Source organism: Nocardia sp. 348MFTsu5.1, assembly GCF_000383535.1.
Taxonomy (GTDB): Bacteria; Actinomycetota; Actinomycetes; order Mycobacteriales; family Mycobacteriaceae; genus Williamsia; species Williamsia faeni.
Map to the genome: position 1 here is coordinate 67,438 of NZ_KB911516.1, position 26,236 is coordinate 93,673.

Consider the following 26,236-nt stretch of genomic DNA (forward strand, 5'->3'; position numbering starts at 1 on the left):
GGCCGAACGCACCGCCGACCGTGCCAACGGACCGCCGACCGTGCCCAACGTGCCGAACCGTCCGTCGACCGTGCCGAACGAACCGCCGACCGTGCCCAACGGACCGCCGACCGTGCCGAACCGTCCGCCGACCGTGCCGAACGGGCCGTCGACCGTGCCCAACGGACCGCCGACCGTGCCGTAAATGTCGTGGTCAGGCGCTCTGGTCGTCGATCATGGTGGTTCGGAGCAGTTCCTCGGGCACCGCGAATCCATCGACCAAGGTGCGGGCGTGTGGACGTAGCGCGGCACACAGGTCGTTGACACCACGCCGGATTGACTTGGCGCGTTCGACGGAAACGTGACGGTGCATCAGGAACCAGTCGAGGTCGGCCTCGAGGGTCGAATAGACGAACAGATCGCAGACCTTGCCGAGCAGTTCGGTGCCGGCCTTGCTGTCGCAGCGGTCGATCGCCTCGATGAACGCTTCGAGCACGACCCGTTCGGTGTGGGCGCTCCCGACCTTGATCAGGTGGTCCTGCGCGTTGTTGAACACTTCGAACGGGTCGTTGTCCTCGTCGGTGGCGCGGCGTAACCGATTGGCGCAGGTGCGCAGCAGGTGATCTTCGCGGTTACGCAGGAGCCGGATCTGGGTCCCGCGGTTGGTGAGGTCGGATTGCTCGGGATCTTCGTCGCTGCCGTCCATCAATGACTGCACGACCTGGCGGGCGGCGGACTTCTCGAGGAAGACGTCGCGGGCCATCCCGGCGATGAACCGGGCCCAGCCCACCGCGTTGAGGCCGCGCACGTCTTCGGCATAGGCCGAGAGCAATTCCTTGGCAACCAACTGGGTCAGGATGGTGTTGTCACCTTCGAAGGTGGTGAACACGTCGATGTCGCCGCGCAGGATCGACAACTGGTTCTCGTCGAGGTATCCCGCGCCGCCGCAGGCCTCGCGGCAGACATTGATGGTGTTCGATGCATGCCAGGTGGTCATCGCCTTCAAACCGGCTGCCGCGGTCTCGAGTTCGCGTTGCCGGTTTTCGTCGGCGGCCTCGGCCGACTGCACTTCGTGGAGTTCTTCGATGATCTCGTTCTGGGCGAACGCCAGTGCGTAGGACTTCGCGATGAGGGGGAGCAGCTTGCGCTGATGCCCCAGGTAGTCCATGACGAGGATCTCGTCGGTGGAGTCGGGTGACTCGAACTGCCTGCGCGCCAGACCGTATCGGGTGGCGATGGTCAGTGCCTTGCGGCCGGCCGCGCCGGCGGTGGCCGCGACACTGACCCGCCCGCGGATGAGGGTGCCGAGCATCGTGAAGAAGCGGCGGTTCTGATTCTCGATCGGCGAGGTGTACGTGCCGTCCTCCGCGACGTCGCCGTAGCGGTTGAGGAGGTTCTCGCGCGGCACCCGGACATGGTCGAAGGTGATGCGCCCATTGTCGACTCCGGCGAGCCCGCCTTTGTAACCGCAATCGCTCGTGGTGACGCCGGGCATGTCTTTCCCGTCCGCATCGCGGATCGGAACGACCAGACAGTGCACCCCGCGGCCGGTCGGATCCTCGCCGGGACCGCCCGTGATCAGCTGGGCGAACACTGCCGCGACCCTGGCATGTTCGGCGGCGCCGCCGATGTAGTCCTTGCGTGCCAGATGGGATTCCGAGTGGATGACGAACTCGTCGGTGGCCGCGTCGTAGGTGGCGGTGGTCTGCAGGGCCTGGACATTGGAGCCGTGGCCGGTCTCGGTCATGGCAAAACAACCGAGGACGTCGAGGTTGATCAGACCCTCGACGTACTTCTCGTGGTGCCGCTTGGTTCCGAGGTTCTCGATGGCACCGCCGAACAGGCCCCATTGCACGCCGGCCTTGACCATCAACGACAGGTCGGCGTAGCCGAGTAGTTCGATGGCGGTGATCGACGCACCGACATCGCCACTGCCACCGTGATGTTCCTGGAATCCGGCACGGGCGAAACCGAACTCGGTCAGCTCTCGCATGATCTCGAGCGTCCGGGCCCGGGCCTGATCCAGTGTGCGAGACGGATCGGGGAGCAGATCGGCGCGGTTCAGATGTTCCCGGACATGCTCCCTCGTACCCCGCCATCGACCGTCGAGAGCGATCCGGAGATTTTCGACGAGCAACGCGTCGTCTTCGTCGGGAGTCTCCGTTCCCGGGAGATCGGCGGGGACATCGTCAGAACTGGCTTCGATGGCAGTCATGATTTCGAGGCTACCCAGGCAGCCCCACCACCCAAACCGAAATTGGTGGGTTCCGGTGAGGGAACCGGCAGAGCGGCCTCACCGGAAACCACCATCATGGAGTGGGTGCAACCGTGATGGCGTCCAGGCGCTCGAGAATGAAATCGCCCGAGATCACCGGCGATCGCCCGGATTCCGTGCCGATCGGTTTTTCCAGGGGTGTCACCACAGCGTCGTGATTGGCCTCATAGAAGAAGATCAGCGAGACAAGATCCTCATCGGGGGCATCGACCTGTGGCGGCAGGACGCGGTGGCGCCCGGCGGGCCAGCGACCTCCGGTCCAATACTCCAGGAGATCTCCGATGTTGATCGTCAGGGCTGTCGGATCGTAGGGAGCGTCGGCCCATCCGCCCTGGGTGCTGTAGACCTGCAGGCCGCCGGCACCCGGCTCACGGTCGAGTACGGTCACCGTGCCGAAGTCGGTGTGTGGTCCGATGCGGTACTGGCCGTCCTCGACGGGACCGGTTTCGGTGATCGCGGGATAGTGGTTGATGTTCGAGGTCCAGGTCGCGCGATCGGTCAGGCCGAGAAATGGATTGGACTCACCGGTCAGGCCCAGTGACGCGGCCATCAGATCCAGCAGGTCATCCGAGAGGGCTTGCATCTGTCGGCAGTACTCGACGAACAACTCATGCAGGCGCGGGACTTCGGCGGGCCACACGTCGGGAGGGAACCACAGGGCGTCGACGTCCGGATCGCCGACCGGAGTCTGCGCGCCACAGTTGTAGGTCTCCTTCAGATCAGGTGGCGTCTCGGTTCCTTCGGCGTATCCGTTGGCCTCCATACCCGGACCGATCCAGCCGCGGCCACCGACGGCCACGGCGTACTTCTCCTTCACTTCGGTTGGCAGCGCGAAGAATTCCCGTGCCGCCGCCCGCAGCGACGCGGGGAGTTCCGGGTCGATGCCGTGCCCGGTGACCAAGAGGAATCCGGCCTGCTGCAGGCTTTTGTCCACGGCCGCACAGAGTGCGCTCGCGGCCTCGCCGCCGGTCCGCCACTGCGAGATGTCCACCGTCAGAATGGGACCACTCACGACTCCACCACCCCGATGTCCTCATTCCACAGCAGCGGATTGCGGTCGATGAACTCGGTCATCATGGACACACATCGTGGATCGTCGAGAACGGTCACCGAGACGCCGTTCTCGATGAGCCAGTCCTCGCCGCCGTGGAAGGTGGTGTTCTCCCCGATGATCACGGCACCGATGTTGAACTGACGGATCAGGCCGCAGCAGTACCAGCAGGGTGACAGGGTGGTGACCATGATCGTCGACCGGTAGTCGGTCTGCCGTCCGGCGTTGCGAAACGCGTCGGTCTCGCCGTGGACGCAGGGATCGTCGTTCTGGACCCGCCGGTTGTGGCCGCGTCCGAGCAGCGTTCCGTCGGCCGCGAACAACGCCGCGCCGATGGGAATCCCGCCTTCGGCCAGGCCGGCCCTGGCCTCGGCGTATGCGATCTCGAGCAGGGTGGTCGGGGAAACATCGATGGATGCCGTCATGCCAGTAACGGTGCCTGGGAAGCGGTGCCGCGGCAACTGACATAGTGTCGCAGCAGCATTGCTGAGCGACGTGCATTTCGTCTGGTCGCTGACAGTTGATTCCGAAAGGGGACACGATGGTGCTGACGTTGCGCGACGTCCTCGAACAACACCTCGTGTCGGCCGATCCGCAGGTTCTGAGCGGTTATGACGGGCTCGACAACGAGGTCCGCTGGGTGCATTCGAGTGAGATCTTCGAGATCGGCCCACTGCTGTCCGGTGGTGAGCTGTTCCTGACCACCGGCCTCGGACTGGCCGGGGTCGATGCCGGAACGCGGCGGCATTACATCCGCGAACTCGCGCAGCGCAACGTCGCCGGGGTGGCCATCGAGATGGGCCGGACCTTTGACGAGATGCCTGACGAGATGGTGCGAGAGGCCTCGGCGGTGCACTTTCCGCTCATCGCGCTGCGTACGGTGGTCCCGTTCATCGACTTGTGCCGCTCGGCCAACACCGATCTGGTGTCGGGCGAAGTGGAACTGCTGCGTCGACGCAGTGATCTGAGCGCGGCACTGCACGCGGAGATGGCCGCGGGCAATGGTGCACCATCGATACTGAAACGCCTTGCCGCTGCGGTTGATTGCCCGCTGGTACTCCTCGGGAGCGGCAACGCATTGATGGCCGCCGAGGGTGTCGACGACGACCATTCGGCGTGGCAGGCAGTGGACGCGCAGGTGGCCGCGGTACCGGTGGGGATGCGGGGTGAGCTCGTCGCGACGATGGTGGCCGGGCCGGGTTCTCCGCTGGACCCCGCGGCGCTGGTCGGCATGCTCGAGGTCGGGGCCGGACCGCTGGGGGTGACGCTCTCGTTGTCGCGGGAGCTCGGTGGTCTCCCGCATCGGGCCGCGTCATCGTTGGTCTCAGATCTCCTCGACGCCCGCATCGATCGCCGGTCGGATCTGGTGATGAGGTTGGGGGCCGCCGGGTTTCGGCCGTCGAAGACAGCGCGGATCGTGCCGGTCGCGGTGGACGTACCGATACCGCGGATGGCGTCACAGCTCAGTGCATCTGCGGCCAAACGTATTTCGGCGCAATCGATGCATGCCCGGGTTCATGCGACCTCGTACGCCCTCATCACTCCGTCGAGATCCGATGTTGATGCTGTCACCGAGATCGTGGCCTCCTATGCCAGCGGATCCGGGGAAGCGACTGTGGTGGTGGGGGATCCGTGTCGCCTCGATGCGTACGAGCTCTCTGCGGGGCTGGTTCGGGTTCGTCACGCATTGTCGTTGGCGGTGGCCGATCGGCGATCTGGTAACCATGCGGATGCGGTGACCTCGGTACGGGCACTGGCCGCCGATCTGGCGGTGGAGACACTGCCGGACGCGGTGCGGTCGGAGTTGGCCGCCGCCGCGATCGGCCCGGTGATCGCCTGGGACAAGGAGCACGGCTCCGAGTTGACGCACACGCTGGAGGTTCACCTTCGAAATGGTTGCAGTGCAACCCGTTCAGCGGCGGCTTTGAATCTGGGGCGGCAGAGTCTGTATCAGCGCCTCGACCGTATCCGCGGGCTGATCGGATTCGATTTCACCGCGCCACAGACCTATCCGGGATTGCTGATGGCCCTGTGCGCACATCGCGCACAGGGCCGTCGCAGCGCTGGTTGATCAGACGCTCTGGTAGTCCTTGCTGATCTTCTTGCTGCACAACAGGATATAGCCGACGAAAGCGATCACGAAGCCGACGAAGAAGGCGATGTCACCCAACTGTGGCACCGATTCGGCGACGTAGCCGACCCATCGTTCCTGGTTGCCGAACAGCAGCACCGACGTGACCAGCGCGACCAAGAAAGTCACGAGCCCGCCCCAGTTGGAATAGCCGGTGTTGTAGAGGAATCCGGCGATCGGTCGGTCGCGGCGCAACAGCTGGTCGGCGAACATGATGCCCAACCACGGTCCGATCCAGTAGGCCACGACCAGCAGGAATGTCTCGTAGTTCGCGGCTGCATCGGCCAGCGCCCACCACGCCACCAGGAATCCGACCACGCCGAACACCGCGGTGACCAGAGCCCGCTGCATGCCTACCGAGAACTTGAATCCCATGGTCACAAAGGCCATGGCCCCCGAATAGAGGTTGATCGCGTTGGCGGCCACGGCACCGACAGCGATCGCCAGCAACGTCAGGTTGGCCACGACCGAGGGCATCGACGAGGTGAACGCGTCGGTGTAGTTGAGGTCGGCGTCGAACCCGATGGTGACCGATGCCGCACCGATGGCCATCAGGGCGGTGGTGGAGATGAACAAGCCGCCGGAGGCGAACAGTCCGGTCTGGATCTTCGAGACGTTCACCGGGAGGTAGCGCGTGAAGTCGGCGGCGTACGGCGTCCAGCCTGCGGTGTATCCGAAGGCCGCACCAACCGTCAGCAAGAACCCGCCGATGGATCCCCCGCCCTCGTCCAGCGAGGCCATCCCGAGATCAGCCTTGCTGAAGATGAAGATGCCACCGACGACGAAGATGGCCGCGAGGACCGGTGCCACGGCCCGCTCAAAACTCTGGACCAGGTTGTGGCCGAAGAACGCGAAGCCTGTCTGGAGGAGAACGATGATGAGCAGCGCGATCACCGACGGCACACCGATCAGGGCGTTCAGCGCCAGAGCACCGCTGACACTGTTGGTGGCAAACCAGCCGACACCGCACATCACCGCCATGAACGTGGCCGGCACGATGTTGCCGCGGTACCCGAAACCCAGCCGGCCGAGCACCATCTGCGGAACACCGTGCAGCGGACCCCGTGCCGACAACACGAAGTGGGCCGCGGCGCCGAGCAGGTTGCCCAGGGCCATCGCGGCGATGGCCTGCCAGAAGCTCAGACCGAAGTAGAGCACCGCCAGGATCCCCAGGAAGATGGTCGCGAATTCGAGGTTGGGGGCGGTCCAGGTCCAGAACAGGCCTCGGGGCTTTCCGTGGCGGGCATCGAGTGGGATGAACTCGTTGCCGCCGGGTTCCACTGCGAGAACCTTGTCGCCGTAGGTGCCCGATGCAGTCTCCGGTTCCGGAGTAGTGCGGGGAGTCGTGGATGTCATTGCGTAACAGTCTCCTGTGCCGTTGCCTTGCTGCAACTGACATTCCGTCCACTGACTTGGGGACGTCAACGTTCGATCTGTCCGAAAGTGGTGGGTCTTGGTGAGCAAACTCCCAGGTCGGCCTCACCCGAACCCACCACTATCGGGAGGCGGGTTGATTCTGGGTGATGCAGTGGATTCCGCCGCCACGTTCGAAGAGCGGGCGGGCATCGATGGTGACCACGGTCCGGCCGGGATAGACCTCGGCGAGGATGGCGGCGGCCTGCCGATCGTTGGGATCTCCGAAGCTGCAGGCGATGACACCACCGTTGACGACCAGGTGGTTGATGTAGCTGTAGTCGACGGGTCCCTCGTCGTCGGTCAGCACGGTGGGCGCCGGCACGCCGATGATCTCCCAGTCGGGTTCGGCGGCGGCGATGATGGCTTTGATCTGCTTGCTGACGTCGAAGTCGGGGTGGTCCGGGTTCCGCTGATCGTGCACCAGCACCACGCCCGGCGACGGCATCGCGGCCACGATGTCGACGTGACCCCGGGTGCCGAACTTCCCGTTGTCGCGAGTCAGGCCGTAGGGCAACCAGATCGACCGGTCGGCCCCGATGGTCCGGGCGAGCTCGGCCTCGACATCCGCTTTGGTCCAGGTGCTGTTGCGGCCGTCGCCGAGTTGCACGGATTCGGTCACCAGGACCGATCCGGCCCCGTCGACCTGGATGCCCCCACCCTCATTGATCATCGGCGAATCGATGAGTTCGGCGCCCGACAACTCCGCGATGAGCTTTCCGATGTGCTGGTCTTTGTCCCAGCGGGCCCACTGGGCCGCACCCCAGCCGTTGAAGACCCAGTCGACCGCTCCGAGATTGCCGTTGCCGTCGAGGACAAATGTCGGCCCGATGTCGCGGGCCCAGGCGTCGTTCAGTGGCGCCTCGACGAGCTCGATCCCGGACGAGAGGTACTCCCGGGCGGGCCCGATCTCGCCGGGATCGACGATCATCGTGACCGGTTCGAACTCTGCGATGGCATGGGCAACGGCGGCCCAGGTACTGCGGGCCTCGTCCCGTGCCGCCGCGGTGTCGCCCAGCGAGTAGCCCTCGACGGGGAACGCCATCCAGACCTTTTCCTGCGCAGCGCTTTCCGCGGGCATCCGCCAGCTGCTCATGTGTGCTCCTCGCCCCCGATCATGTGCCCTTGTGGCGACCATTTACGCAGGTGGGCACCGCCAGAAGGGCACATTATCGGGTCAGGTGAGCGCTATGTACTTGGTGGTCAGGTACTCGTAGATACCTTCGGAGCCGCCCTCGCGTCCGATCCCGGACTGCTTGACGCCACCGAACGGCGCGGCGACATCGGAGATCACACCCCGATTGATACCGACCATGCCGGACTCGATCTTGTCGGCCACCCGGAGCGCGCGGTCGAGGTCCGTGGTGTAAAGGTAAGCAGCCAAACCGAATTCGGTGGCATTGGCGGCGTCGATGGCCTCGGCCTCGGTGGTGAAGGTGCTGATCACGGCGACGGGCCCGAAGATCTCGTTCTTGGCGATCTCGGCATCGGCGGCAACCTGGTCGAGCACGGTGGCCGGGTAGTAGCAGCCGGCATCGTCAGATGGATTGGCGCCCAGTCGAACCCTGGCGCCGCCCGCGACCGCATCGGCGACCGCGGTGGCGATCGACTGCTGCTGTTTGCTGTTGACCATCGGACCAAGTGTCGTCTTCGGGTCGTAGCCCGGGCCGAGCACCATGGCTTTCATCTTCTCCGTCAGGGCGGCGGTGAACTCCTCGGCGATATCTTCGTGTACGAGAAAGCGATTGGCGGCGGTGCAGGCTTCTCCGCCGTTGCGGGTCTTGGCGGCAAAGGCGCCTTCGACCGCCAGATCGATGTTGGCGTCGGCGAAGACCAGGAACGGAGCGTTGCCGCCGAGTTCCATGGAGGTCCGCTGCACGTTCTCGGCGGCATCGCCGAGCAGGGTGCGCCCGACCGGGGTCGAACCGGTGAAGCTGATCTTGCGGACCCGTGGGTCGGCGATCAATGGTTCGGTGACGTCCGTCGCCTTGCTGGTCGGCAACACCGCGAGTACCCCGTCGGGCAACCCGGCCTCGCTGAGCAGCTTCGCGAGGTACAGCATCGTGAGCGGTGTTTCTTTCGCGGGCTTGACCAGCATCGTGCACCCGGCCGCGAGTGCCGGGCCGATCTTGCGGGTTCCCATGGCCAGCGGGAAGTTCCACGGTGTGATCGCCAGGGCGACTCCGACGGGGGCATGCTTCACGAGGATGTTGCCGGTGCCGGCCGGGGACTGGGTGAACCGTCCGGCGATCCGGACCGCCTCTTCGGCGAACCAGCGCAAGAACTCACCGCCGTAATTGATCTCGGCCTTCGAGTCGGGCAGGGCCTTACCCATTTCCAGCGTCATGATCATCGCCATGTCATCGGCGTTCTCGCGGATCAACTCGAAGGTCGATCGCAGGATCTCAGAGCGGACCCGCGGCGCGGTCTGGGCCCACTCGTCGGCAACCGAGAGTGCGCTCTCCAACGCGGTTTTCGCGTCCTGTGGCGTCGCGTCGGCGATCTGCAGCAGCGAGGTGCCGGTGGCCGGGTCGTCGACGGAGAAGGTGTCGTTGTTCGACGAGTTGACGGACTTGCCGTTGATCCACAGCCCGTTCGGAACTGTGCCCAACAGGTCGCGGTACTCGGCGATGGGATCAGGGGTGGTCATTGCAAGGTCCTCCTGCGGATTCGGTTGAGCAGTGCGAGTTCGGGCTGGGTTCGACGTCCAGTGACGGGTTGCGGTCAAAGAAGCCAAAAGGTTTGAGCCAGAACGACACCGTATCGGCCGGCATGATCGGCCAGTCCTCCGGCCGGGTGATGTGGTGGACACCGAAGGTGTACCAGAGCACAACGTCGGTGTTGTCGATGTTGCGGTTGGCCTTGGTCCATTCGCCGAGCCCGGTGTCCGTGGCCGACTGGTTCACGAACTCGCCTGCCGGCCAGCGCTCGTCGGGATGGTTGGGCGTCACCCACACCGTGTGCCCGATGACCTGCGCGCGCTGAAAGATCGGGGACGCCGGATCGAACATCGCCGGGATCGCGCCGCCGGGAACGAGTTTGTACGACGGATGGGTTCCCAACCCGTTGGTGGTGTTGGTGTTCACCACCTTCCAGGCGCGCTGCGTCGCCCAGTTCATGTCCTGCTTGCCTTCTTCTTCCGTGCGCAGTGGGGTGTTGCGCTGGACCAGCGAGAGGCCGTAGGCGTTGCCCGGGCCCATCGGCTCGATCTCGGTTTCGCTGGCGTAGACCGTGTTTTCGGTGCCGTCCACGTCGAGGTCGAGCCGGGCGGTCAGGAAATGCTGGTGGTACGGCGCGTATGTCCGCTCGTCGACGAGGGTGCCGTTGGGGTGGGCTGCGCCGGCCGCGATCGGTGTGGTCACCATGATTCCGGTGGCGCGGACCTCGCATTCGATGTTGCCGTCCTGGTAAAATCGCCAATAGATCAGGTATTCGTAGTTCGCCACGGTGACATGGAACGAGACCGTGAGACGGCGCATCCGCCGGACCTCGGCGCCCACGTCATGGTCGACATGCTTCCAGAGCACGGCGTTGTCTTCTTCATGGATGCAAATGGCGTTCTTGATGGTGTAGGGCTCGCCCTTGCTGTTGTGCAGGACGGCGTCGAGGTACCGGATCTCCCCGAGGCAGTCGCAACCGAGTTCGAGTGAGGTGGTCATGAAACCCAGACCCCACTCACCGATGTCGAATGCTGTTCTGCGGTAGTGGTCTTCGGATGGGTCCCGGTAGGGGACCATCATCTCTGCGAAGGAGAGCCGATGCGCCACCGACCGCACCCGACCGCCGTCGTTGTAGCCCACGGTGTGCAATGTCATGCCTTCGCGGTGGTTGAATCCGACCCGCAGCGACCAGTTCTGCCAGCTGATCAGATTGCCCTCGAGGGTGAACGACGGACCTTCGGGCTGGGTGATCTCCAACGGCTTGAGCGGTTCGCGTGTTGACTTGGCGCGCAGGCGTTCCGGGATGCGGGCCGGAACGTATTCACCCATCACCTCCGGTGGCTGCACGCCGCCGGTGTCCTCGATCTCGAGGAGTTCCATCGTGTTCAGGTCGATGACGCAATGAAGTCCGCTGACCGGATGTGCATAGGGATTGGCACCGGCTTCGCTCTTGACCCAGGTGTCGGACCACCCGATCCGGCGATCCCGGTACTTTTCCGGAGCCACCGCATCGCCGTACGTCCAGGTGTCCATGAACACCAGGTCGAGGTCGGTGATACCGCGACTCGCCAGTGCCGCAATCACATCGGGGTGTTTGCGCAGAACCTCATCACATTCCTCGAACTCGTCGACGGTGAAGTTGGGCTGGACACCCGGGATGTGGGTGAACGACTCGACGGTGTCGTCGGTCAGGGAGACAACCGCCTTGTAGGTGGCGTTGCGACTGCTGTCCAGGCACGTGACGATGGCCTTCCGGGCGGGCGCGGGACCACCGGCTGCATGGTCGGCGAGCGCAGCCTTGCTGGGTTCGAGTAGTTCGATCGACGCGAACCGCCAGCCCTCGCCGACCCCCTGATCACGTTGCACCAGAGCAACAGTGGCCCGGAACTCGTCTTCGTGCAACGGATCAAGGGGATGGGACGGCGAGTAACTGGTCACAAGCCTCCCCTGACGGCTGTGAGCTCGTTCAGGGCGTCCTCGAGGACATCGAGACCGTCGTGCAGGAGTTCATCGTTGATGACCAGCGGTGGGAGGAGCCGGATCACATTGCCGTAGGTGCCGCAGGAGATCAGCACCACGCCCTTGGCCAGGCACGCGGCCACCAGCGCTTTGGTGAGCTCCGGATTGGGTTCCTTGCTGTCGCGGTGGACGAGTTCGATGGCCAGCATCGCACCGCGCCCGCGGACTTCGCCGATTTCCTCGGTCACCGCGGCCATCGCGTGCAATCGTCCACCGGCCTTGACTTCGATGTCGCGGGCCCGTCCGGGCAGATCGAGTTCTTCCATCACCTTGAATGTCGCCAGTGCCGCCGCGCAGGCCACCGGGTTGCCACCGAACGTTCCACCCAGTCCACCGGCGTGGACGGCATCGAGCAGGTCGGCGCGACCGGTCAACGCGGACAACGGCATACCGCCGGCGATGCCTTTGGCCATCGTGACCAGGTCGGGGATGAGGTCCTCGTGTTCGCTGGCGAACCACGCGCCGGTGCGGGCGAAACCGCTCTGGACTTCGTCGGCGATGAACACGATCTCGTTGGACCGGGCCCACTTCGCGATCGCGGGCAGGAAACCCGGTGCCGGAACGATGAATCCGCCTTCGCCCATCACTGGCTCGATGATGATCGCGGCGATCTGGTCCGCCCCGATCTGCTTGTCCATCTGGGAGATCGCCAGAGCGGCCGCGGCGGGTCCGCTGAGTCCGTCGCGGTACGGATATGACGTCGGCACCCGGTAGAGCTCCGGTGCGAACGGTCCGAAACCGTACTTGTACGGCATGGTTTTGGCGGTCAACCCCATCGTCAGGTTGGTGCGGCCGTGGTAGGCGTGGTCGAACGCCACCACCGCGTCACGGCCCGTTGCCAGGCGGGCCACCTTGATCGCGTTCTCGACGGCCTCGGCGCCCGAATTGAAGAGCACGGTGCGCTTCTGGTGGTCCCCGGGGGTCAGGTGGTTGAGGCGTTCTGCCACTTCGACATACGCCTCGTACGGGGTGATCATGAAACAGGTGTGTATGAAATGCCGGGCCTGCTCGGCAACGGCATCGCCGACCGCGGCGTTGCTGGCCCCGACGGTGGTCACGGCGATACCGGAACCGAAGTCGATGAACGAGTTGCCGTCGATGTCGACGATCACCCCGCCGTCGGCGTCCGCGGCGTACACCGGCAACGTCGAACCGACTCCACCTGCCACGGCCATGGCCCGGCGTCCCTGCAGTTCAATCGATTTCGGACCGGGGATGGCGGTGACGATGTCCCGCTTTTGGGGCAATCGGTACTGTGGCGAACTGTCTTGTGGATTCACGTTTGTCATCCTCATTCCACCGAACTCATGACGTGCTTGATCCGGGTGTAGTCCTCGACGCCGTAGCCCGAGAGGTCTTTGCCGTAGCCGGAATTCTTGAAACCACCGTGTGGCATCTCCGCGACCAGTGGTATGTGACAGTTGACCCAGACGCAACCGAAATCGAGGCCCGCACTCATCCGTCCCACCGTCCCGTTGTCGGTGGTCCAGACGCTGGAGGCCAGACCATAGCTGACGTCGTTGGACAGTTCGAGTGCCTGTGCTTCGGTGTCGAAGGCCTGCACGGTCACCACCGGCCCGAACGTCTCTTCCTGGACGAGTGAGTCGCTCTGGTGCACACCGGTGATGACGGTGGGTTCGACGTAGAAGCCTTTGTCGCCCTTCCGCTTTCCACCCGTGACCACGGTGGCATGTGGTGGCACCGCGTCGAGGATCGACGTCACCTTGGTGAAGTGATTGATGTTGTTGAGCGGGGGAACGGTTGTGCCCTTGGCCTTTTCGATCAGAGCGTCGACGAACTTGTCGTGGATCGACGAGTGCACCAGGATCCGGGTGACGGCGGTGCAGTCCTGGCCCGCATTGAAGAACGACGCGTCGCCGATACCGTCGACGGCCTTGTCCAGGTCCGCGTCGGCGAAGACCACGGCCGGGGCTTTGCCGCCCAATTCGAGGTGTGCGCGTTTGAGGTTCTGTGCCGCCGAGACCGCCACCGCGATGCCGGCCCGCACCGATCCGGTGATCGAGACCATGCTCGGCGTCTTGTGCCCGACGATCCCGGCTCCGGTGGCCCCGTTGCCGAGAACCACGTTCAGGACTCCGTCGGGCAGGATGCCCTTCGAGATCCGGGCCAGCTCCAGAGTCGATTCGGGTGTGGTGTCTGACGGCTTGATGACCACGGTGTTGCCGGCCGCGATCGCCGGACCGACTTTCCACAGCGCCATCATCAGTGGGTAGTTCCACGGCGTGACCTGTGCGACGACACCCACCGGTTCGCGCCGGACGTAGGAGGTGTAGCCGTCCATGTATTCGCCGGCGGACTTGCCTTCGAGCAGGCGTGCGGCACCGGCGAAGAAGCGGATCTGGTCGGCGCCGACAGTGACCTCTTCGTCGGCGATCTGATCGTCGGGCTGTCCGGTGTTGCGGGCTTGCGCGGCCACGAGGGCATCGGAGTTGGCCTCGATGGCGTCCGCGAGGTCGAGGAGTGCCTTCTGCCGGACCTTGGGAGTCGTCTTGCCCCAGGTTTCGAACGCCCCGGCGGCGGCCGCCATCGCTGCATCGATGTCGGATCGGGTCGAGATCGGCGAGACTCCGACCACTGACTCATCGGTGGGGTTGACGAGGTTGATGGTTTCGGTCGAATCCGAGGCGACAAACTCGCCGTTGATGTAGTTCTTCAGGGGCTCGTATGCCATTTCACCAGGTCACTCTCGGTTGCGGGTGGATGGAAACTCCTACGCTCTCCAGTCTTCGCTGCCGGGTTGGCAGTGTGATCCTGACAAGTTGTCCAACCTGGTAGCCATAGATGGACAATCTGTACAATCGGGCCACGGTTGTCACAGGTCGAGGGCGAAGCCGCGGGACAGAAATCAGGGGGCGCGGAGTGAGCACAACAGTTCGATGGTTGCTCGCCCAGCGTGAACTCGATCTGACGCTCGTCGGGGGCCATGCCGACATCGACCGCGACATCGACTGCGCCTTGACGTCCGAACTCCCGGCGCCGCAGGAGTGGCTGGCCGGCGGCGAACTGCTCCTCACCACGGGTCTTCGGCTGCCGGCGTCGCGGGCCGGGCGTTTCGACTACCTGCGCGGCTTGCGTGGGATCGGTGTCGCCGGCGTCGGCTTCGGGGTGGGGTTCGGGTTCGATGCCGTGCCTGGCGATCTGATCGATGCGGCCGACGAGCACGGGATCGCGTTGCTCCGGGTTCCGCTGCCGGTGCCGTTCTCGGCGATCGCCCGGGCGGTGCTCGATCGGATCGCGGAGCAGCGATTCGACCAGTTCGTCCGCGCGTCCCACACGCAGCCGCGGATCACGAGGGCCATCATCTCCGGCGGCATGCCGGCAGTGGTCCGGGAGCTGGCCGACGCGATCGACGCCACCGTGGTGCTGCTCGATCATGAACTGGCACTGGTGAGTTCCCGGCCCGCCGCCCTCGATCCCCAACATCTCGCATTGGTGCAGAGCGAGATCGCGCGTGATCCGAATGCCGCCAGCGGTGTCACGATGACCGGCGAGCAGACGATCACGATCCAGCGAATCAGTGTCGGTGGCAGCGTGTTCGGCCACCTGGCCGTCCTGAGTGAGAAATCGCTCGGCGACCTCGAACGGGTCCTGCTCGGGCACGCGACCTCGCTGTTGAGCCTCGAGCACGCCAAACCGCTTCAGGTGCAGCGTGATCAACATTCGCTGCACGCCGATGCCCTGATGATGGCGATGGCGGGGCCACCGCCGGCCGCGGCCCGCAACATCGTGTTGCGCGCGGCCGATCGGGACGGGCGGGTGCGCGTTGCGACCGCCACATTCGACAGTGTCGCGGCGGCGAAGCAGGCGGCGATGGCGGTTGGCGTCGAACTGCAGTCGCGGTGGCGGCCGGTGTTCGTGCACCACGTGGGTCAGGAGATCGTGGTCCTGGTGCGCGGGGAGGATCAGCGACGGTTTGCCGAATCCGTCCTCGGTGTCGTCGGGGCCAGGGGTTGCCGCGGCGGGCTGGGTTCGGTTGTGCCAGTGGATGAAATAGCCGAATCAACACGGCACGCCAGGTTGGCCGCAGACGTCGCGGCAGAGGGTGAGGTAGTGGACTTGCTGGCCCAGCGGTCGCTGCTGGCGCTCGACCCGGTGCGAAAGGCACTGAGCGGGGCGCGCGTATCGCGCCTGGGCCCACTGGCCGACCACGATCGGGACCAGGGGAGCGACCTCGTTGCGACCCTGCAGGCCTATCTACAGGCCAACGGTCAATGGGAACCGGCGGCACTGGCGATCGGAGTCCATCGGCACACACTTCGCAACCGGATCGACCGCATCGAACGCCTACTTCGCGTCGATCTCACCGATGCCCGGACCAGAGCCGAACTCCTGTTGATTCTGCTCTCCGGCCCCCGCTGACCAGGCCGAAACCGACCGCGGTCAGGCCCCGGTGTAGGGCGGTACGGCCAGGCACGGCACAGCGCGCGGATGTTCCGGATCGAGCGCGTTCAGGACCATCGCGGCCGATCGCTGATTGGCGACGATCGACAGATGATCGGATCGATCGACCGGACAGGTGTCCTGGACAACGATGTTCGTGACCTCGATGCCGACCGGTCCGGCCAGGATCCCGCTGGTGTACGGGCTGATCACCTGGTCGTTGCTGGTGACGATATTGGTGTAGGTGATGCCCTCGACATACGGTCCACCGCCCGCATTGATCGCCTCTTTGAAACTCTGGTCAGCGGGCGCGTCGACACAGCCGGGGCAGGTGGTATCCGGGACCACGTCCGGTGACAGGCCCAAGCCCTCGACAAACGCCGACGTGACATTTGATTCGTCCGAGCCGTCGTCCTGGCCCTGCCAGTACGGCGCCAGCGACACGTACTTGTCGATCTGGGGAGCCCCGCCGTAGTACTTGGCCCAGTATGTCGGGATCTGGGTGCCCTGCGAATGACCCACGATGTCAACCTTTTCCGCGCCGGTTTCCGCCAGCACGTTGTCGACGAACAGCTTGAGCTGCCAGGCACTGACATCCATCGGGCCGAGCCCGCCGATCCGGGACACCGGCCATACCGACGAGAGCTCACCGTAGGTCAGCGCAAAGGCGCAGTAACCCTCGTTCTTCAGTGTCGGGACCATCGAGACCCAGTTGGTCTGTTGACTACCGCCGGTTCCGTGGACCAGGACCACCGGATTCGGATGACTCCTGGAGGGTTTGCAGGTGTAGTCGTTCGATCCGGGCAGCGATCCACCGTGATCGGAGAGTTCGGCCGAGATACCCGCGAAGAAGTTGTAGGTCACGGGCAGCGGCGCCGAACGCGGTGCGGCGCCCGCCACACCGAGCGCCACCCCAAGCGCCAGGACGGTCGCCACCAACATCGAACGCCACGTCCACCGCATGCTTTCATCCTCCCGCTCGCAGCCGGAGGAAGCCAGCAAAACCCCAGGTCGTGGTTACCAGAACCGACCATTTTCGGTTCACGGGTCGGTGTTTGCCACACTGGAGGTCGTGTCGCATGCCACCGATCAGTCAGCGCAGCTCTTCAAGCGCGCATCCCTTGTCATTCCGGGTGGCGTGAATTCGCCGGTCCGGGCCTTCAACTCCGTCGGCGGAACGCCCCGGTTCATCTCCAGTGCCTCCGGCTACCGGATGACCGATGCCGACGGCAACAGCTACGTCGACCTGGTCTCCAGCTGGGGTCCGATGATCCTGGGCCACGCCCATCCGGCTGTCGTCGAGGCGGTCCAGACGGCGGCGACGACCGGTTTGTCGTTCGGTGCTCCCACCGAGGCCGAGATCGAGCTGGCCGAGGAGATCATCAAGCGGGTCGCCCCGGTCGAGCAGGTTCGGTTGGTCAACTCGGGTACCGAGGCGACGATGTCAGCGGTCCGCCTGGCCCGTGGATTCACCGGCCGCACCAAGATCATCAAGTTCTCGGGCTGCTACCACGGTCACGTCGACGCATTGCTCGCCGACGCCGGCTCGGGTGTGGCGACGCTGGGACTGCCGACCTCACCCGGCGTCACCGGCGCCCAGGCCCAGGACACCATCGTCCTGCCGTACAACGACCTCGCTGCCGTCCGGGAGACCTTCGCCGCGTACCCCGGGCAGATCGCCGCGATCATCACCGAGGCCGCCGCCGGCAACATGGGTGCCGTTGCCCCGGTCGAGGGTTTCAATCAGGGCCTCAAAGACGTCACCAGTGCCGACGGTGCACTCCTCATCATCGACGAGGTCATGACCGGCTTCCGCGTGAGCAAGGCAGGCTGGTTCGGCCTCGAGGGTGTCGCCGGCGACCTCTACACCTTCGGCAAGGTGATGAGCGGTGGACTGCCGGCCGCGGCATTCGGTGGTCGCGCCGATGTCATGGCCTACCTGGCCCCGGCCGGTCCCGTCTACCAAGCCGGCACCCTGTCCGGGAACCCGGTGGCGGTCGCTGCCGGACTGGCGACTCTGCGCCACGCCGACGACGCCGTCTACGCAGCCCTCGACGCCAACTCCAAGCAGTTGGGATCCCTGATCGGGGAGGCCCTGACCGCCGAGGGTGTCGGCCATCGTGTGCAGTACGCGGGCAACCTGGTCAGCGTGTTCTTCACCGCAGAGACCGAAACGCCCATCACCGACTACGCAGCGGTGAAAAAGACCGAGACCTGGCGTTTTGCGCCGTTTTTCCACGCTTTGCTCGATGCCGGCGTCTACCCGCCGCCGAGTGCCTTCGAAGCCTGGTTTGTGTCCGCGGCCTTGGACGGGGATGCTTTCGGTGTTATAGCCGGAGCACTCCCGGCTGCTGCGACCGCCGCTGCGCGGGCCCAAAAGGAGAACTGATGCGCACAATCGTGCACATGATGCGGCACGGGGAAGTCCACAACCCCGACGGCATCCTCTATGGCCGACTGCCTGGCTTTCACCTGTCCGAGCTCGGTGTGACCCAGGCGCAAACGGTTGCGCACACACTGGCCGACCACGACATCACCCACGTCTTCGCCTCCCCGCTGCAGCGCGCGCAGGAGACCGCGACCCCGATCGCAGCCGCGCACGGCCTGAAGATCACCACCGACGAAGGCCTCATCGAGGCCGACAACACCTTCGAAGGTCTGAAGGTCTCGGTGGGCGACGGTGCGCTGCGGCGCCCCCGGCACTGGGTCAAACTGCGCGACCCGTTCACCCCGAGTTGGGGCGAGCCGTACATCCAGCTCGCGCACCGCATGCTCGCGGTCGCGAACAAGGCCCGCGAAGAGGCCAAGGGTCACGAGGCGGTGTGTGTCAGCCATCAGCTTCCGGTCTACACGCTGCGGAGATTCCTTGAAGGGCAACGTCTTTGGCACGATCCGCGCAAGCGGCAGTGTTCACTGGCGTCGCTGACCAGCCTGTTGTACGACGGGGATGCATTGGTGGACATCGTCTATTCGGAACCTGCCGGTGCCTCTGACCCGCTTGCCACGGGAGCCTGAGGTAGCGACGTAGTGAATGAGCTCGGCCCTGAACGTGGAATGACCCGCGCGTTGGCACCCCTTGGTTGGCGGATGTTGTCGCTGCTGTTCCTCGGGATCGCGACACTGTTGGTGATCGCCGGTTGTGGAACCGGCGACGACGCGGTGGCGCAAGGTGAGAACTTCGAATTCGTTTCTCCCGGTGGTAAAACCGAGATCTTCTATGATCCGCCGTCCGAGCGTGGCAAGGTCTCCGACCTGACCGGACCCGATCTGGTGGCCGACGGCAAGACCATCAACCTCACCGACTTCGAAGGCGAAGTTGTGGTCATCAACGTGTGGGGCTCGTGGTGTGGTCCGTGCCGCGGCGAGGCGGCCGCACTCGAAGAGGTCTACGCCGACACCAAGGATTCGGGTGTTGCATTCCTGGGCATCGACTTTCGGGACCGCAAGGATTCGGCCCGGGACTTCGTCACCGACCGCGCGGTCACCTATCCGTCGATCTACGACTACGACGGCCGCACCCTGTCGAAGCTGACCACCCCGACCTCGGTGGTCCCGACAACTCTCGTCCTCGATCGTCAGCATCGTGCCGCGGCGGTGTTCCTCAAAGCCGTCACCGCCGACGAGCTGCAGCCGGTCGTCGAGCGAATTGCCGCTGAAACACCTGAGACACCTGATATCCCATGACTTTTGTAGCCCAGAGTTCAAGCCACGTCGCCGGAGTCGGTGACAGCTTCGCGGACACCGTTTCCACCGGTCCGCTGTTGCTGGCGCTCGGCGCGTGCATGCTCGCGGGGCTGGTCTCGTTCGCCTCGCCCTGCGTGGTGCCGTTGGTTCCGGGCTACCTGTCCTACCTCGCCGGACTGGTGGGTGCCGAGGCGCCTGCGATGTCTGACATGGAGTCGAAGAAGGCCGGGCGCCTTCGGGTCACCGGGGCCGCTTTGCTGTTTGTGCTCGGATTCACAGTCGTGTTCGTGCTCGCCACCGCGTCGGTGTTCGGGATCACGAGTGCCTTCGTGGTCAATCGAGAAATGCTGCAACGCGTGGGCGGCGTCATCACCATCATCATGGGCCTGGTGTTCATCGGCCTGATCCCGATGCTGCAGCGCGACGCGCGGTTCCATCCGCGACTCGTATCGAACCTGGTCGGAGCCCCACTGCTCGGTGCGGTCTTTGCCTTGGGCTGGACGCCGTGCCTCGGACCGACCCTGGCTGCGGTCATCACCACCGCCAGCGGGACGGAAGGCTCGACCGCGGCCCGCGGTGTGACACTCATCATCTTCTACTGCCTCGGTCTGGGGCTGCCGTTCATCCTCCTGGCCTTCGGATCTGCCTGGGCTTTGCGCGCGGTGGGCTGGATGCGCAGAAATGCTCGGGCCATCCAGATTTTCGGAGGTGTACTACTGGTTGTCGTGGGTGTGGCGCTGGTGACCGGTTTGTGGGATCAATTCATCGTTTGGGTCCGGGACATGTTCGTCTCGGACACGGTGCTGCCGATATGACCGCCACCGAGACCAGAACTCCGCCACCCGTCCCGAAGGCCGGTCCGCTCAAGCGCTACCTGCTGTGGCCCGCCCGGAACACCTGGCGTTCGCTGACCTCGATGCGGACCGCACTGGCGCTGCTGTTCCTGCTGGCCCTGGCCGCAGTGCCGGGAGCGCTCCTGCCGCAGCGGTCGCTGAACGAGTTCAAGACCGAGCAGTACATCGCCGATCACGGCTTCGTCGGCCGGCTCTTCGACAAGATCCAGATGTACGAGGTCTTCTCGAGCATCTGGTTCACCGCCATCTACGTGCTGCTGTTCATCTCGCTGGTCGGATGTCTGACACCCCGCATGATCGAACATGCGAAGGCGCTGCGGGCCCGCCCGGTCCCGGCACCGCGCAACCTCGGCCGACTGCCCCGGCACGAGAGCCACGAGGTCGACGGCACTCCCGACGAGATCGCGTCGAAGATCAACTCCGGCCTGCGGGGATGGCGCAAGACCACCCGCACCGTCGAGCGCACCGAAGCCGATGGCTCGGTGGCGACCGTCGTCGAGGTCTCGGCCGAGAAGGGCTACCTCCGCGAAGGCGGCAACCTCCTCTTCCACTTCGCATTGCTGGCCCTGCTGGTCGCGATCGCGGCGGGCAAGATGTTCGGCTACGAAGGCACCCGGATCCTGGTCGCCGACGGCGAGGAAGGGTTCTGCAACACCTCCACCGCGGTGTACGACTCCTTCCGCGCCGGCAACCTGGTCGATGGCACCAACCTCAACGAGTTCTGCCTCCAGGTGGAGTCGTTCGACGCGGAATTCCTGCCGACCGGGCAGCCCGAGATGTACAGCGCTGACGTGAAATATCAGGTCGGCAGCGAGATCGACGGCGAGCAGTGGAATCCCAGCGAAGTGAAGGTCAACCACCCGCTGCGGATCGCCGGCGACCGAATCTATCTGCTGGGCAATGGTTTTGCCCCGACGTTCACCGTCACGTTCCCGGATGGCGAAACCCGTACCCAGACGGTCCCGTTCCGGCCGGATGAGCTGCAGACGATGATGTCGAGTGGTGTGGCCCGCTTCGACACCCCGGCCGGGATGTATCCCAACGAGGACGAGCGCCGGAAGAATCAGATCGCAATAGAAGGCCTGTTCGCTCCGACGGCCACGTTCCACGGCGGCCTGATGACCTCGAGTTTCCCGCTCCCGGAAGCCCCGGCAGTCGCGATCGACATCTACAAGGGCGACACCGGTCTCGACACCGGGCGACCGCAGAACGCGTTCGCGCTCGATGTGAACCTGGTCAACCAGGGACGTCTGCTCAAGCAGGACCGCGTCAACCTGAATCAGGGCGAATCGACCACGCTCGAGGACGGAACGACCGTCTCGTTCGACGGCTATCAGCGGTGGGTGTCGTTGCAGGTCTCGCACGATCCCGCCCAGAAGTGGGTGCTGGTCTCCGCGATCGCGATGCTCGCCGGACTTCTGGTGTCGCTGCTGATCAAGCGTCGACGGGTCTGGGCCCGGATCACACCCCTGACCGGGTCGCCGGGTGATGGCACCGCCACGGCGGATGTGCGACGCTCTGTAGTAGAAATGGCGGGTCTGGCACGTACAGATCAGGCTGGTTGGGGCGAGGGCTTCGGCGATATGGTCGCCGATTTGTTGGACCTCGCACCTGCTGACAAGAACCGCCCTGGTGGCAAAGAGCAAGGTGGACGCAAAAAATGGACGTTGGGAAAAGGTAACTGATGAACGTCGATGAGACACTCTCCCGGTTTTCCGACCTGACCTTCGGCACGGCGCTGACCGTCTACGTCCTGGCGATGATCATGTTCCTCATGTCGTTGGCCACCAAGAGCCAGACCGTCGCGAAGTCCGGCCAGCTCGTCGCCGCGGGTGGCGCGCCGGTGGCGGATGCCGATGACGTGCGGACTCCCGGCAAGGTCCAGACCGCCGGGAAAGCGCCGCTTGGAGACCGGTTGGCGAAGATGGCCTACGGCGTGGTCATCCTGGCGACGGCGCTGCATATCACCGCGATTGTGTTGCGCGGCCTTGCAACTGGCCGCGCGCCATGGGGCAACATGTACGAGTTCGTCTCCATCGCCTGCGCCGCCGGCATGATCGCGGCGCTGGTGGTGTTGCGCAAGCGTGAGTACCGTCCGCTGCTCGGATTTGTTCTGCTGCCGGTGGTCATCCTGCTGTTCATCGCCGGTACGTACCTCTACACCAACGCCGCACCGGTGGTCCCGGCGCTGAAGTCGTACTGGCTGGCGATCCACGTCTCGATCGTCGCCATCGGCTCCGGCGTCTTCCTGGTCTCCGGTGTCGCGAGCATGCTCTACCTGCTGAAACTGAAGTTCCCCGAGCCCGGTGACCGATACTGGGGCCGCGTCCTGCAACGCGTGCCCCCGGCCCAGACGCTGGACCGGATCGCGTACACGACCGTGGTCTTCGCGTTCCCGCTGTTCGGTCTCGGTGTCATCTGCGGTGCCATCTGGGCGGAAGCAGCGTGGGGCCGGTTCTGGGGATGGGATCCCAAAGAGACGGTGTCGTTCATCGCGTGGGTGATCTACGCGGCGTACCTGCACGCGCGGGCCACTGCCGGTTGGCGGAACACGGCAGCGGCGTGGATCAACATCGCCGGATTCACCGCGATGTTGTTCAACCTCTTCATCATCAACCTGGTGGTCTCCGGCCTGCACTCGTACGCCGGACTCTGATCACAACGTCAAAGGCGCCCTGACCGATTGGTTCAGGGCGCCTTTGCTGCCTAAAAAAGTGAGGTCAGATAGCGCGATCGTTTTGCTGCTTCTTGACGACCTTCAGGAGTTCGATCACGACATCGAGCGTGTCGGTGGAAATGGCCTCGTGCCGGAACGCCGCCAGGTGCGCGCCGGTCTCCGCTGCCATCTGGACGTATTCACGCTGTTGCTCGACGCGTTTGAGATCTTCATCCGGGTCGGTCAGGAAGTACGTCACGCTGATTTCGAATGCCCGGGAAATTGCTTCGACGGTTCGAAATGACGGAGTTTTGGCCTTGCCGGTCCGGAGCTGGGAGATATAGGCATCGCTCAGTGTGTAGCCGAGTTGGTTCGCCTTCAGGGCAATTTTCTTGCCCGTGTACGGGATTCCGTTCTCGTCACGCACCGTGCTGAATAATTCGTTCAGATGATCGGCAAATGTTTTACCGTCGTGTACAGCAGCCACTATCTAACTCCCAGACCTGTAATTTGACCGCAGCAGTGTGGAGCGGTCGAACTAGAGCGTGACTCTACCGTTAAAGTTCGCAAAGTGTGACGCCGGGATGAGGCACCTTCCGGCAATTCAGTTTAGTTGATGTCGGACTTATGTTGGAAAATTTTGCTGCACAATTGACAGACAATTTCTTGACAATTGCCTAAGAAAAATTGGGCAACTGTGCAGGTCAGTCCGTAGAAGTGGGGCGGTCGTCGCCGTCCGAGTTGAATTTGGGATTCTTGTCGCGGGCTTTCCGATCCAGGTCCTTCAGGAATTCGAGATCGTCATCCGGGCCCACCGGTCCGCGCTTGATCTGGCGGCGTGGGGTGGCCGGTCCGCGGGGGGTCTGTTCGTCCTCGGCGTCCGGCCCGAATGCGCGCCAGGCGAGGTATGTCAGTGCCAACAAGCCGATGATGGCGAGTAGGTAGATCATTTCGGCACCTCCAGAATCAAAGCCGTTGTAGCCAGGCTACTGGAGGCGACAACCAGTCGGTGACGCCTGCGTGGAACGCGTGACCACAGCAGGCGCACGAGGGTCGTCAGGGGTTCGAAAGGGTTCGTCCGTGACGAATCGGTGGATCAGCTGCCGGTGGCAGGTGTGCGGCGATTGAGGAGCTCGACCACATCTTCTTCGCGGAATCGGCGGTGTCCACCAGGGGTGCGGATGGCGCCGAGCAGGCCAGAACTGGCCCACCGGGCGACGGTCTTGGGATTGACGTTGAACATGGCCGCGACCTGCCCCGGGGTCAGCGTGTGCTGGCTTGCTGCCTGGGGCGAGAGGATCGGTGCGGGATTGCTCAAGCCAGGGCTGGGGGTGTGTTGTCCGAGGGGGCCTGCAAACGTCATCGCTGCTCCTATCGAGTGGGGCGTCAACCGCGTGTCGTACATCCGTCCGGACGATTGGCGCGAGGTTTTGCGAAGGATCTCCCCTGGAGCGGGAAGAGCCCACGACTCATGGTTACACCGAAATGCCCATGTATACGAATAGTTAGGTGTTGGTAAAGGGATGGCAAAGGTGGACTTTTCCGGCCTGTGGGGTGCGCAGTAAGGTCTAGTGCGTGAGCACGAACGAGCCAGCTGCAAATAAACGGTCATCTGGGAAAAAAGATCCCGCGCCTTCCGTCGAGCCGACGCCGGGGGCGGGGCGTCGACTGGCCATCGACCTGGTGCTCTACACCGGTGCCCGCATCGCGCTGGTGATCGCGCTGGCCGCCGGGATATACCTGGTCGGCCGGGCCGTGGGGATCGATGTGCCGGTTCTGGTTGCCGCCGTCTTCGCGGTGATCATCGCGCTTCCGGCGGGCATGCTGCTGTTCAAGGGGTTGCGCCAACGCGTGAACGTCGGGATCGCAACGGTCGACGCCGGACGTAAGGCGCAGCGCGAGAACCTCTCGTCGCGGCTTCGTGGTGAAGACGGATCCGACAAGTAGTGATGGCCGGCGGTGGACGTGGGGAGTCCGGTGCGGTCCGGACCCGGGAAGTCGACCGGCGGGCGGATCGCAGTTGGGTGGACAACGCGATCCGGCTCATCGATGCCGATGCCACGCGTAGTGCCGACACACACCTGCTGAGATTTCCGCTTCCGGCCTGGTCCCGGTGGGACACGGGCTCGGGCAGTACCGGGATCTCGCTGTATCTGAAGGACGAGAGCACCCACATCACGGGTTCGCTGAAGCATCGTCTTGCGCGGTCGCTGTTCCTCTATGCGCTCTGCAACGGCTGGATCACCGAGGGGACCACGGTCATCGAGGCGTCGTCGGGGTCGACGGCGGTGTCCGAGGCCTACTTCGCCCAGTTGATCGGTGTTCCGTTCATCGCGGTGATGCCGGCGACGACATCACCGGCCAAGATCGGCCTCATCGAGCGGCAGGGCGGTCGATGCCACTTCGTCGAGCGATCCTATGAGGTGTACGGCGCCGCGCAGCAATTGGCCGACGAGACCAACGGACATTTCATCGACCAGTTCACGATGGCCGAACGGGCCACGGACTGGCGCGGCAACAACAACATTGCCGAATCGATTTTCAGCCAGTTGGCGCGGGAAGAGTTCCCGGTGCCGACCTGGGTTGTGGTGGGTGCGGGGACCGGGGGCACCTCGGCGACGATCGGCAGATTCATCCGGTACCGGCGGCACCACACGTGGCTCTGCGTCGTCGATCCGGAGAACTCCGCCTTCTTCCCGGCCTATCGCGACGGTGACCCGGATGCACCATTTGGGCCGGTACCCGGTTCACGAATCGAGGGCATCGGACGTCCGCGGGTCGAGCCGTCGTTCATCTCGCAGGTGATCGACCGGATGGTGTCGGTTCCAGACGATGCGAGCATCGCCACGGCACGCCGCGCCAGTGACATTCTGGGCCGCCGGGTCGGTGGATCGACCGGGACAAACCTGTGGGGTGCGCTGCGGCTGATTGCCGAAATGCGTAAGGAAGGTACACCGGGCAGTGTGGTGACCCTTCTGTGCGATGGCGGGGATAGGTACTCGGGTACCTATTACGACGACGATTGGGTGACGGGTGCCGGTCTCGACCTGACCCGCGCCGAAGCAACACTGGAGAACTTCTTTGCGACGGGGGAATGGATTGAGTGAGCCGAG

The 26,236-nt window shown here is 64.4% G+C and carries 23 protein-coding genes; 10 read left to right on the forward strand and 13 right to left on the reverse strand.

Annotated features, from left to right (window positions below; translation table 11 throughout):
• Positions 1 to 193: 193 nt before the first annotated feature.
• The 3 genes from H290_RS0116005 to H290_RS0116015 all read right to left on the reverse strand — a co-directional run bounded on the left by H290_RS0116005 (position 194) and on the right by H290_RS0116015 (position 3,730).
• Positions 194 to 2,194 carry an acyl-CoA dehydrogenase gene (locus H290_RS0116005; RefSeq protein ID WP_020107831.1) on the reverse strand — a complete coding sequence of 667 codons (2,001 nt, stop codon included), beginning with the start codon at positions 2,192 to 2,194 and terminating at the stop codon, positions 194 to 196.
• Positions 2,195 to 2,288: 94 nt separating this feature from the next.
• Positions 2,289 to 3,266, reverse strand: coding sequence for an isopenicillin N synthase family oxygenase (locus H290_RS0116010; protein WP_028463273.1), 978 nt, complete (start codon positions 3,264 to 3,266; stop codon positions 2,289 to 2,291).
• Positions 3,263 to 3,730 (reverse strand): nucleoside deaminase, encoded by a 468-nt coding sequence (locus H290_RS0116015; RefSeq protein WP_020107833.1) that lies wholly within the window; start codon positions 3,728 to 3,730, stop codon positions 3,263 to 3,265. Before H290_RS0116015 ends, H290_RS0116010 begins: the two co-directional genes overlap by 4 nt.
• A gap of 116 nt (positions 3,731 to 3,846) precedes the next feature.
• Between H290_RS0116015 and H290_RS0116020 the strand changes: the two genes are divergently transcribed.
• Complete coding sequence (locus H290_RS0116020) at positions 3,847 to 5,376, forward strand: PucR family transcriptional regulator (RefSeq protein ID WP_020107834.1); 1,530 nt, start codon at positions 3,847 to 3,849, stop codon at positions 5,374 to 5,376.
• Here H290_RS0116020 and H290_RS0116025 read toward each other — a convergent pair whose 3' ends face one another.
• From H290_RS0116025 to H290_RS0116050, 6 genes are all read right to left on the reverse strand, one after another.
• Entirely contained in the window at positions 5,377 to 6,792 is a 1,416-nt protein-coding gene (locus H290_RS0116025) for a cytosine permease (protein ID WP_020107835.1), read from the reverse strand.
• Between the two features lie 139 nt (positions 6,793 to 6,931).
• Positions 6,932 to 7,945, reverse strand: coding sequence for an agmatine/peptidylarginine deiminase (locus H290_RS0116030; protein ID WP_020107836.1), 1,014 nt, complete (start codon positions 7,943 to 7,945; stop codon positions 6,932 to 6,934).
• An 81-nt stretch (positions 7,946 to 8,026) separates the two neighbouring features.
• Complete coding sequence (locus H290_RS0116035) at positions 8,027 to 9,499, reverse strand: NAD-dependent succinate-semialdehyde dehydrogenase (RefSeq protein ID WP_020107837.1); 1,473 nt, start codon at positions 9,497 to 9,499, stop codon at positions 8,027 to 8,029.
• Entirely contained in the window at positions 9,486 to 11,447 is a 1,962-nt protein-coding gene (locus H290_RS0116040; RefSeq protein ID WP_020107838.1) for a primary-amine oxidase, read from the reverse strand. The genes H290_RS0116035 and H290_RS0116040 overlap by 14 nt, the downstream gene beginning before the upstream one ends.
• A complete protein-coding gene (gabT, locus tag H290_RS0116045) occupies positions 11,444 to 12,817 on the reverse strand; it encodes a 4-aminobutyrate--2-oxoglutarate transaminase (protein ID WP_020107839.1) in 1,374 nt (457 codons plus the stop codon). Before gabT ends, H290_RS0116040 begins: the two co-directional genes overlap by 4 nt.
• A 2-nt stretch (positions 12,818 to 12,819) precedes the next feature.
• Positions 12,820 to 14,220: an aminobutyraldehyde dehydrogenase gene (locus tag H290_RS0116050; protein ID WP_020107840.1), complete on the reverse strand. Its 1,401-nt coding sequence runs from the start codon at positions 14,218 to 14,220 to the stop codon at positions 12,820 to 12,822.
• A 188-nt stretch (positions 14,221 to 14,408) separates the two neighbouring features.
• Between H290_RS0116050 and H290_RS0116055 the strand changes: the two genes are divergently transcribed.
• A complete protein-coding gene (locus H290_RS0116055) occupies positions 14,409 to 15,908 on the forward strand; it encodes a PucR family transcriptional regulator (RefSeq protein WP_028463275.1) in 1,500 nt (499 codons plus the stop codon).
• 21 nt (positions 15,909 to 15,929) lie between these two features.
• Here H290_RS0116055 and H290_RS0116060 read toward each other — a convergent pair whose 3' ends face one another.
• Complete coding sequence (locus H290_RS0116060) at positions 15,930 to 16,892, reverse strand: triacylglycerol lipase (protein WP_020107842.1); 963 nt, start codon at positions 16,890 to 16,892, stop codon at positions 15,930 to 15,932.
• 109 nt (positions 16,893 to 17,001) lie between these two features.
• Here H290_RS0116060 and hemL point away from each other — a divergent pair, with 109 nt between their 5' ends.
• The 6 genes from hemL to ccsB all read left to right on the forward strand — a co-directional run bounded on the left by hemL (position 17,002) and on the right by ccsB (position 23,123).
• On the forward strand, positions 17,002 to 18,318 hold the full coding sequence (hemL, locus tag H290_RS0116065) for a glutamate-1-semialdehyde 2,1-aminomutase (RefSeq protein ID WP_028463277.1): 1,317 nt from the start codon (positions 17,002 to 17,004) through the stop codon (positions 18,316 to 18,318).
• On the forward strand, positions 18,318 to 18,944 hold the full coding sequence (locus H290_RS0116070; protein WP_020107844.1) for a histidine phosphatase family protein: 627 nt from the start codon (positions 18,318 to 18,320) through the stop codon (positions 18,942 to 18,944). Before hemL ends, H290_RS0116070 begins: the two co-directional genes overlap by 1 nt.
• A gap of 72 nt (positions 18,945 to 19,016) precedes the next feature.
• Positions 19,017 to 19,613 (forward strand): TlpA disulfide reductase family protein, encoded by a 597-nt coding sequence (locus tag H290_RS0116075; protein ID WP_020107845.1) that lies wholly within the window; start codon positions 19,017 to 19,019, stop codon positions 19,611 to 19,613.
• Positions 19,610 to 20,428, forward strand: coding sequence for a cytochrome c biogenesis CcdA family protein (locus H290_RS0116080; RefSeq protein WP_020107846.1), 819 nt, complete (start codon positions 19,610 to 19,612; stop codon positions 20,426 to 20,428). The genes H290_RS0116075 and H290_RS0116080 overlap by 4 nt, the downstream gene beginning before the upstream one ends.
• Positions 20,425 to 22,152 (forward strand): cytochrome c biogenesis protein ResB, encoded by a 1,728-nt coding sequence (locus tag H290_RS28760; protein ID WP_020107847.1) that lies wholly within the window; start codon positions 20,425 to 20,427, stop codon positions 22,150 to 22,152. Before H290_RS0116080 ends, H290_RS28760 begins: the two co-directional genes overlap by 4 nt.
• Positions 22,152 to 23,123, forward strand: a complete 972-nt coding sequence (ccsB, locus tag H290_RS0116090; protein WP_020107848.1) for a c-type cytochrome biogenesis protein CcsB — start codon at positions 22,152 to 22,154, stop codon at positions 23,121 to 23,123. Before H290_RS28760 ends, ccsB begins: the two co-directional genes overlap by 1 nt.
• A gap of 64 nt (positions 23,124 to 23,187) precedes the next feature.
• On the opposite strand, the gene H290_RS0116095 is transcribed toward ccsB, so the two are convergent.
• The 3 genes from H290_RS0116095 to H290_RS0116105 form a co-directional block, all read right to left on the reverse strand.
• Positions 23,188 to 23,610 carry a helix-turn-helix transcriptional regulator gene (locus H290_RS0116095; protein WP_020107849.1) on the reverse strand — a complete coding sequence of 141 codons (423 nt, stop codon included), beginning with the start codon at positions 23,608 to 23,610 and terminating at the stop codon, positions 23,188 to 23,190.
• Positions 23,611 to 23,827: 217 nt separating this feature from the next.
• On the reverse strand, positions 23,828 to 24,073 hold the full coding sequence (locus H290_RS0116100; RefSeq protein ID WP_020107850.1) for a hypothetical protein: 246 nt from the start codon (positions 24,071 to 24,073) through the stop codon (positions 23,828 to 23,830).
• Positions 24,074 to 24,219: 146 nt separating this feature from the next.
• A complete protein-coding gene (locus tag H290_RS0116105; RefSeq protein ID WP_051122075.1) occupies positions 24,220 to 24,486 on the reverse strand; it encodes a BldC family transcriptional regulator in 267 nt (88 codons plus the stop codon).
• A 212-nt stretch (positions 24,487 to 24,698) separates the two neighbouring features.
• On the opposite strand from H290_RS0116105, the gene H290_RS0116110 reads away from it, so the two are divergent.
• Both H290_RS0116110 and H290_RS0116115 read left to right on the forward strand, forming a co-directional pair.
• On the forward strand, positions 24,699 to 25,070 hold the full coding sequence (locus H290_RS0116110) for a DUF4229 domain-containing protein (RefSeq protein ID WP_028463278.1): 372 nt from the start codon (positions 24,699 to 24,701) through the stop codon (positions 25,068 to 25,070).
• Positions 25,071 to 25,072: 2 nt separating this feature from the next.
• Positions 25,073 to 26,230, forward strand: a complete 1,158-nt coding sequence (locus H290_RS0116115; protein ID WP_028463279.1) for a PLP-dependent cysteine synthase family protein — start codon at positions 25,073 to 25,075, stop codon at positions 26,228 to 26,230.
• The last annotated feature ends 6 nt before the right edge of the window (positions 26,231 to 26,236 follow it).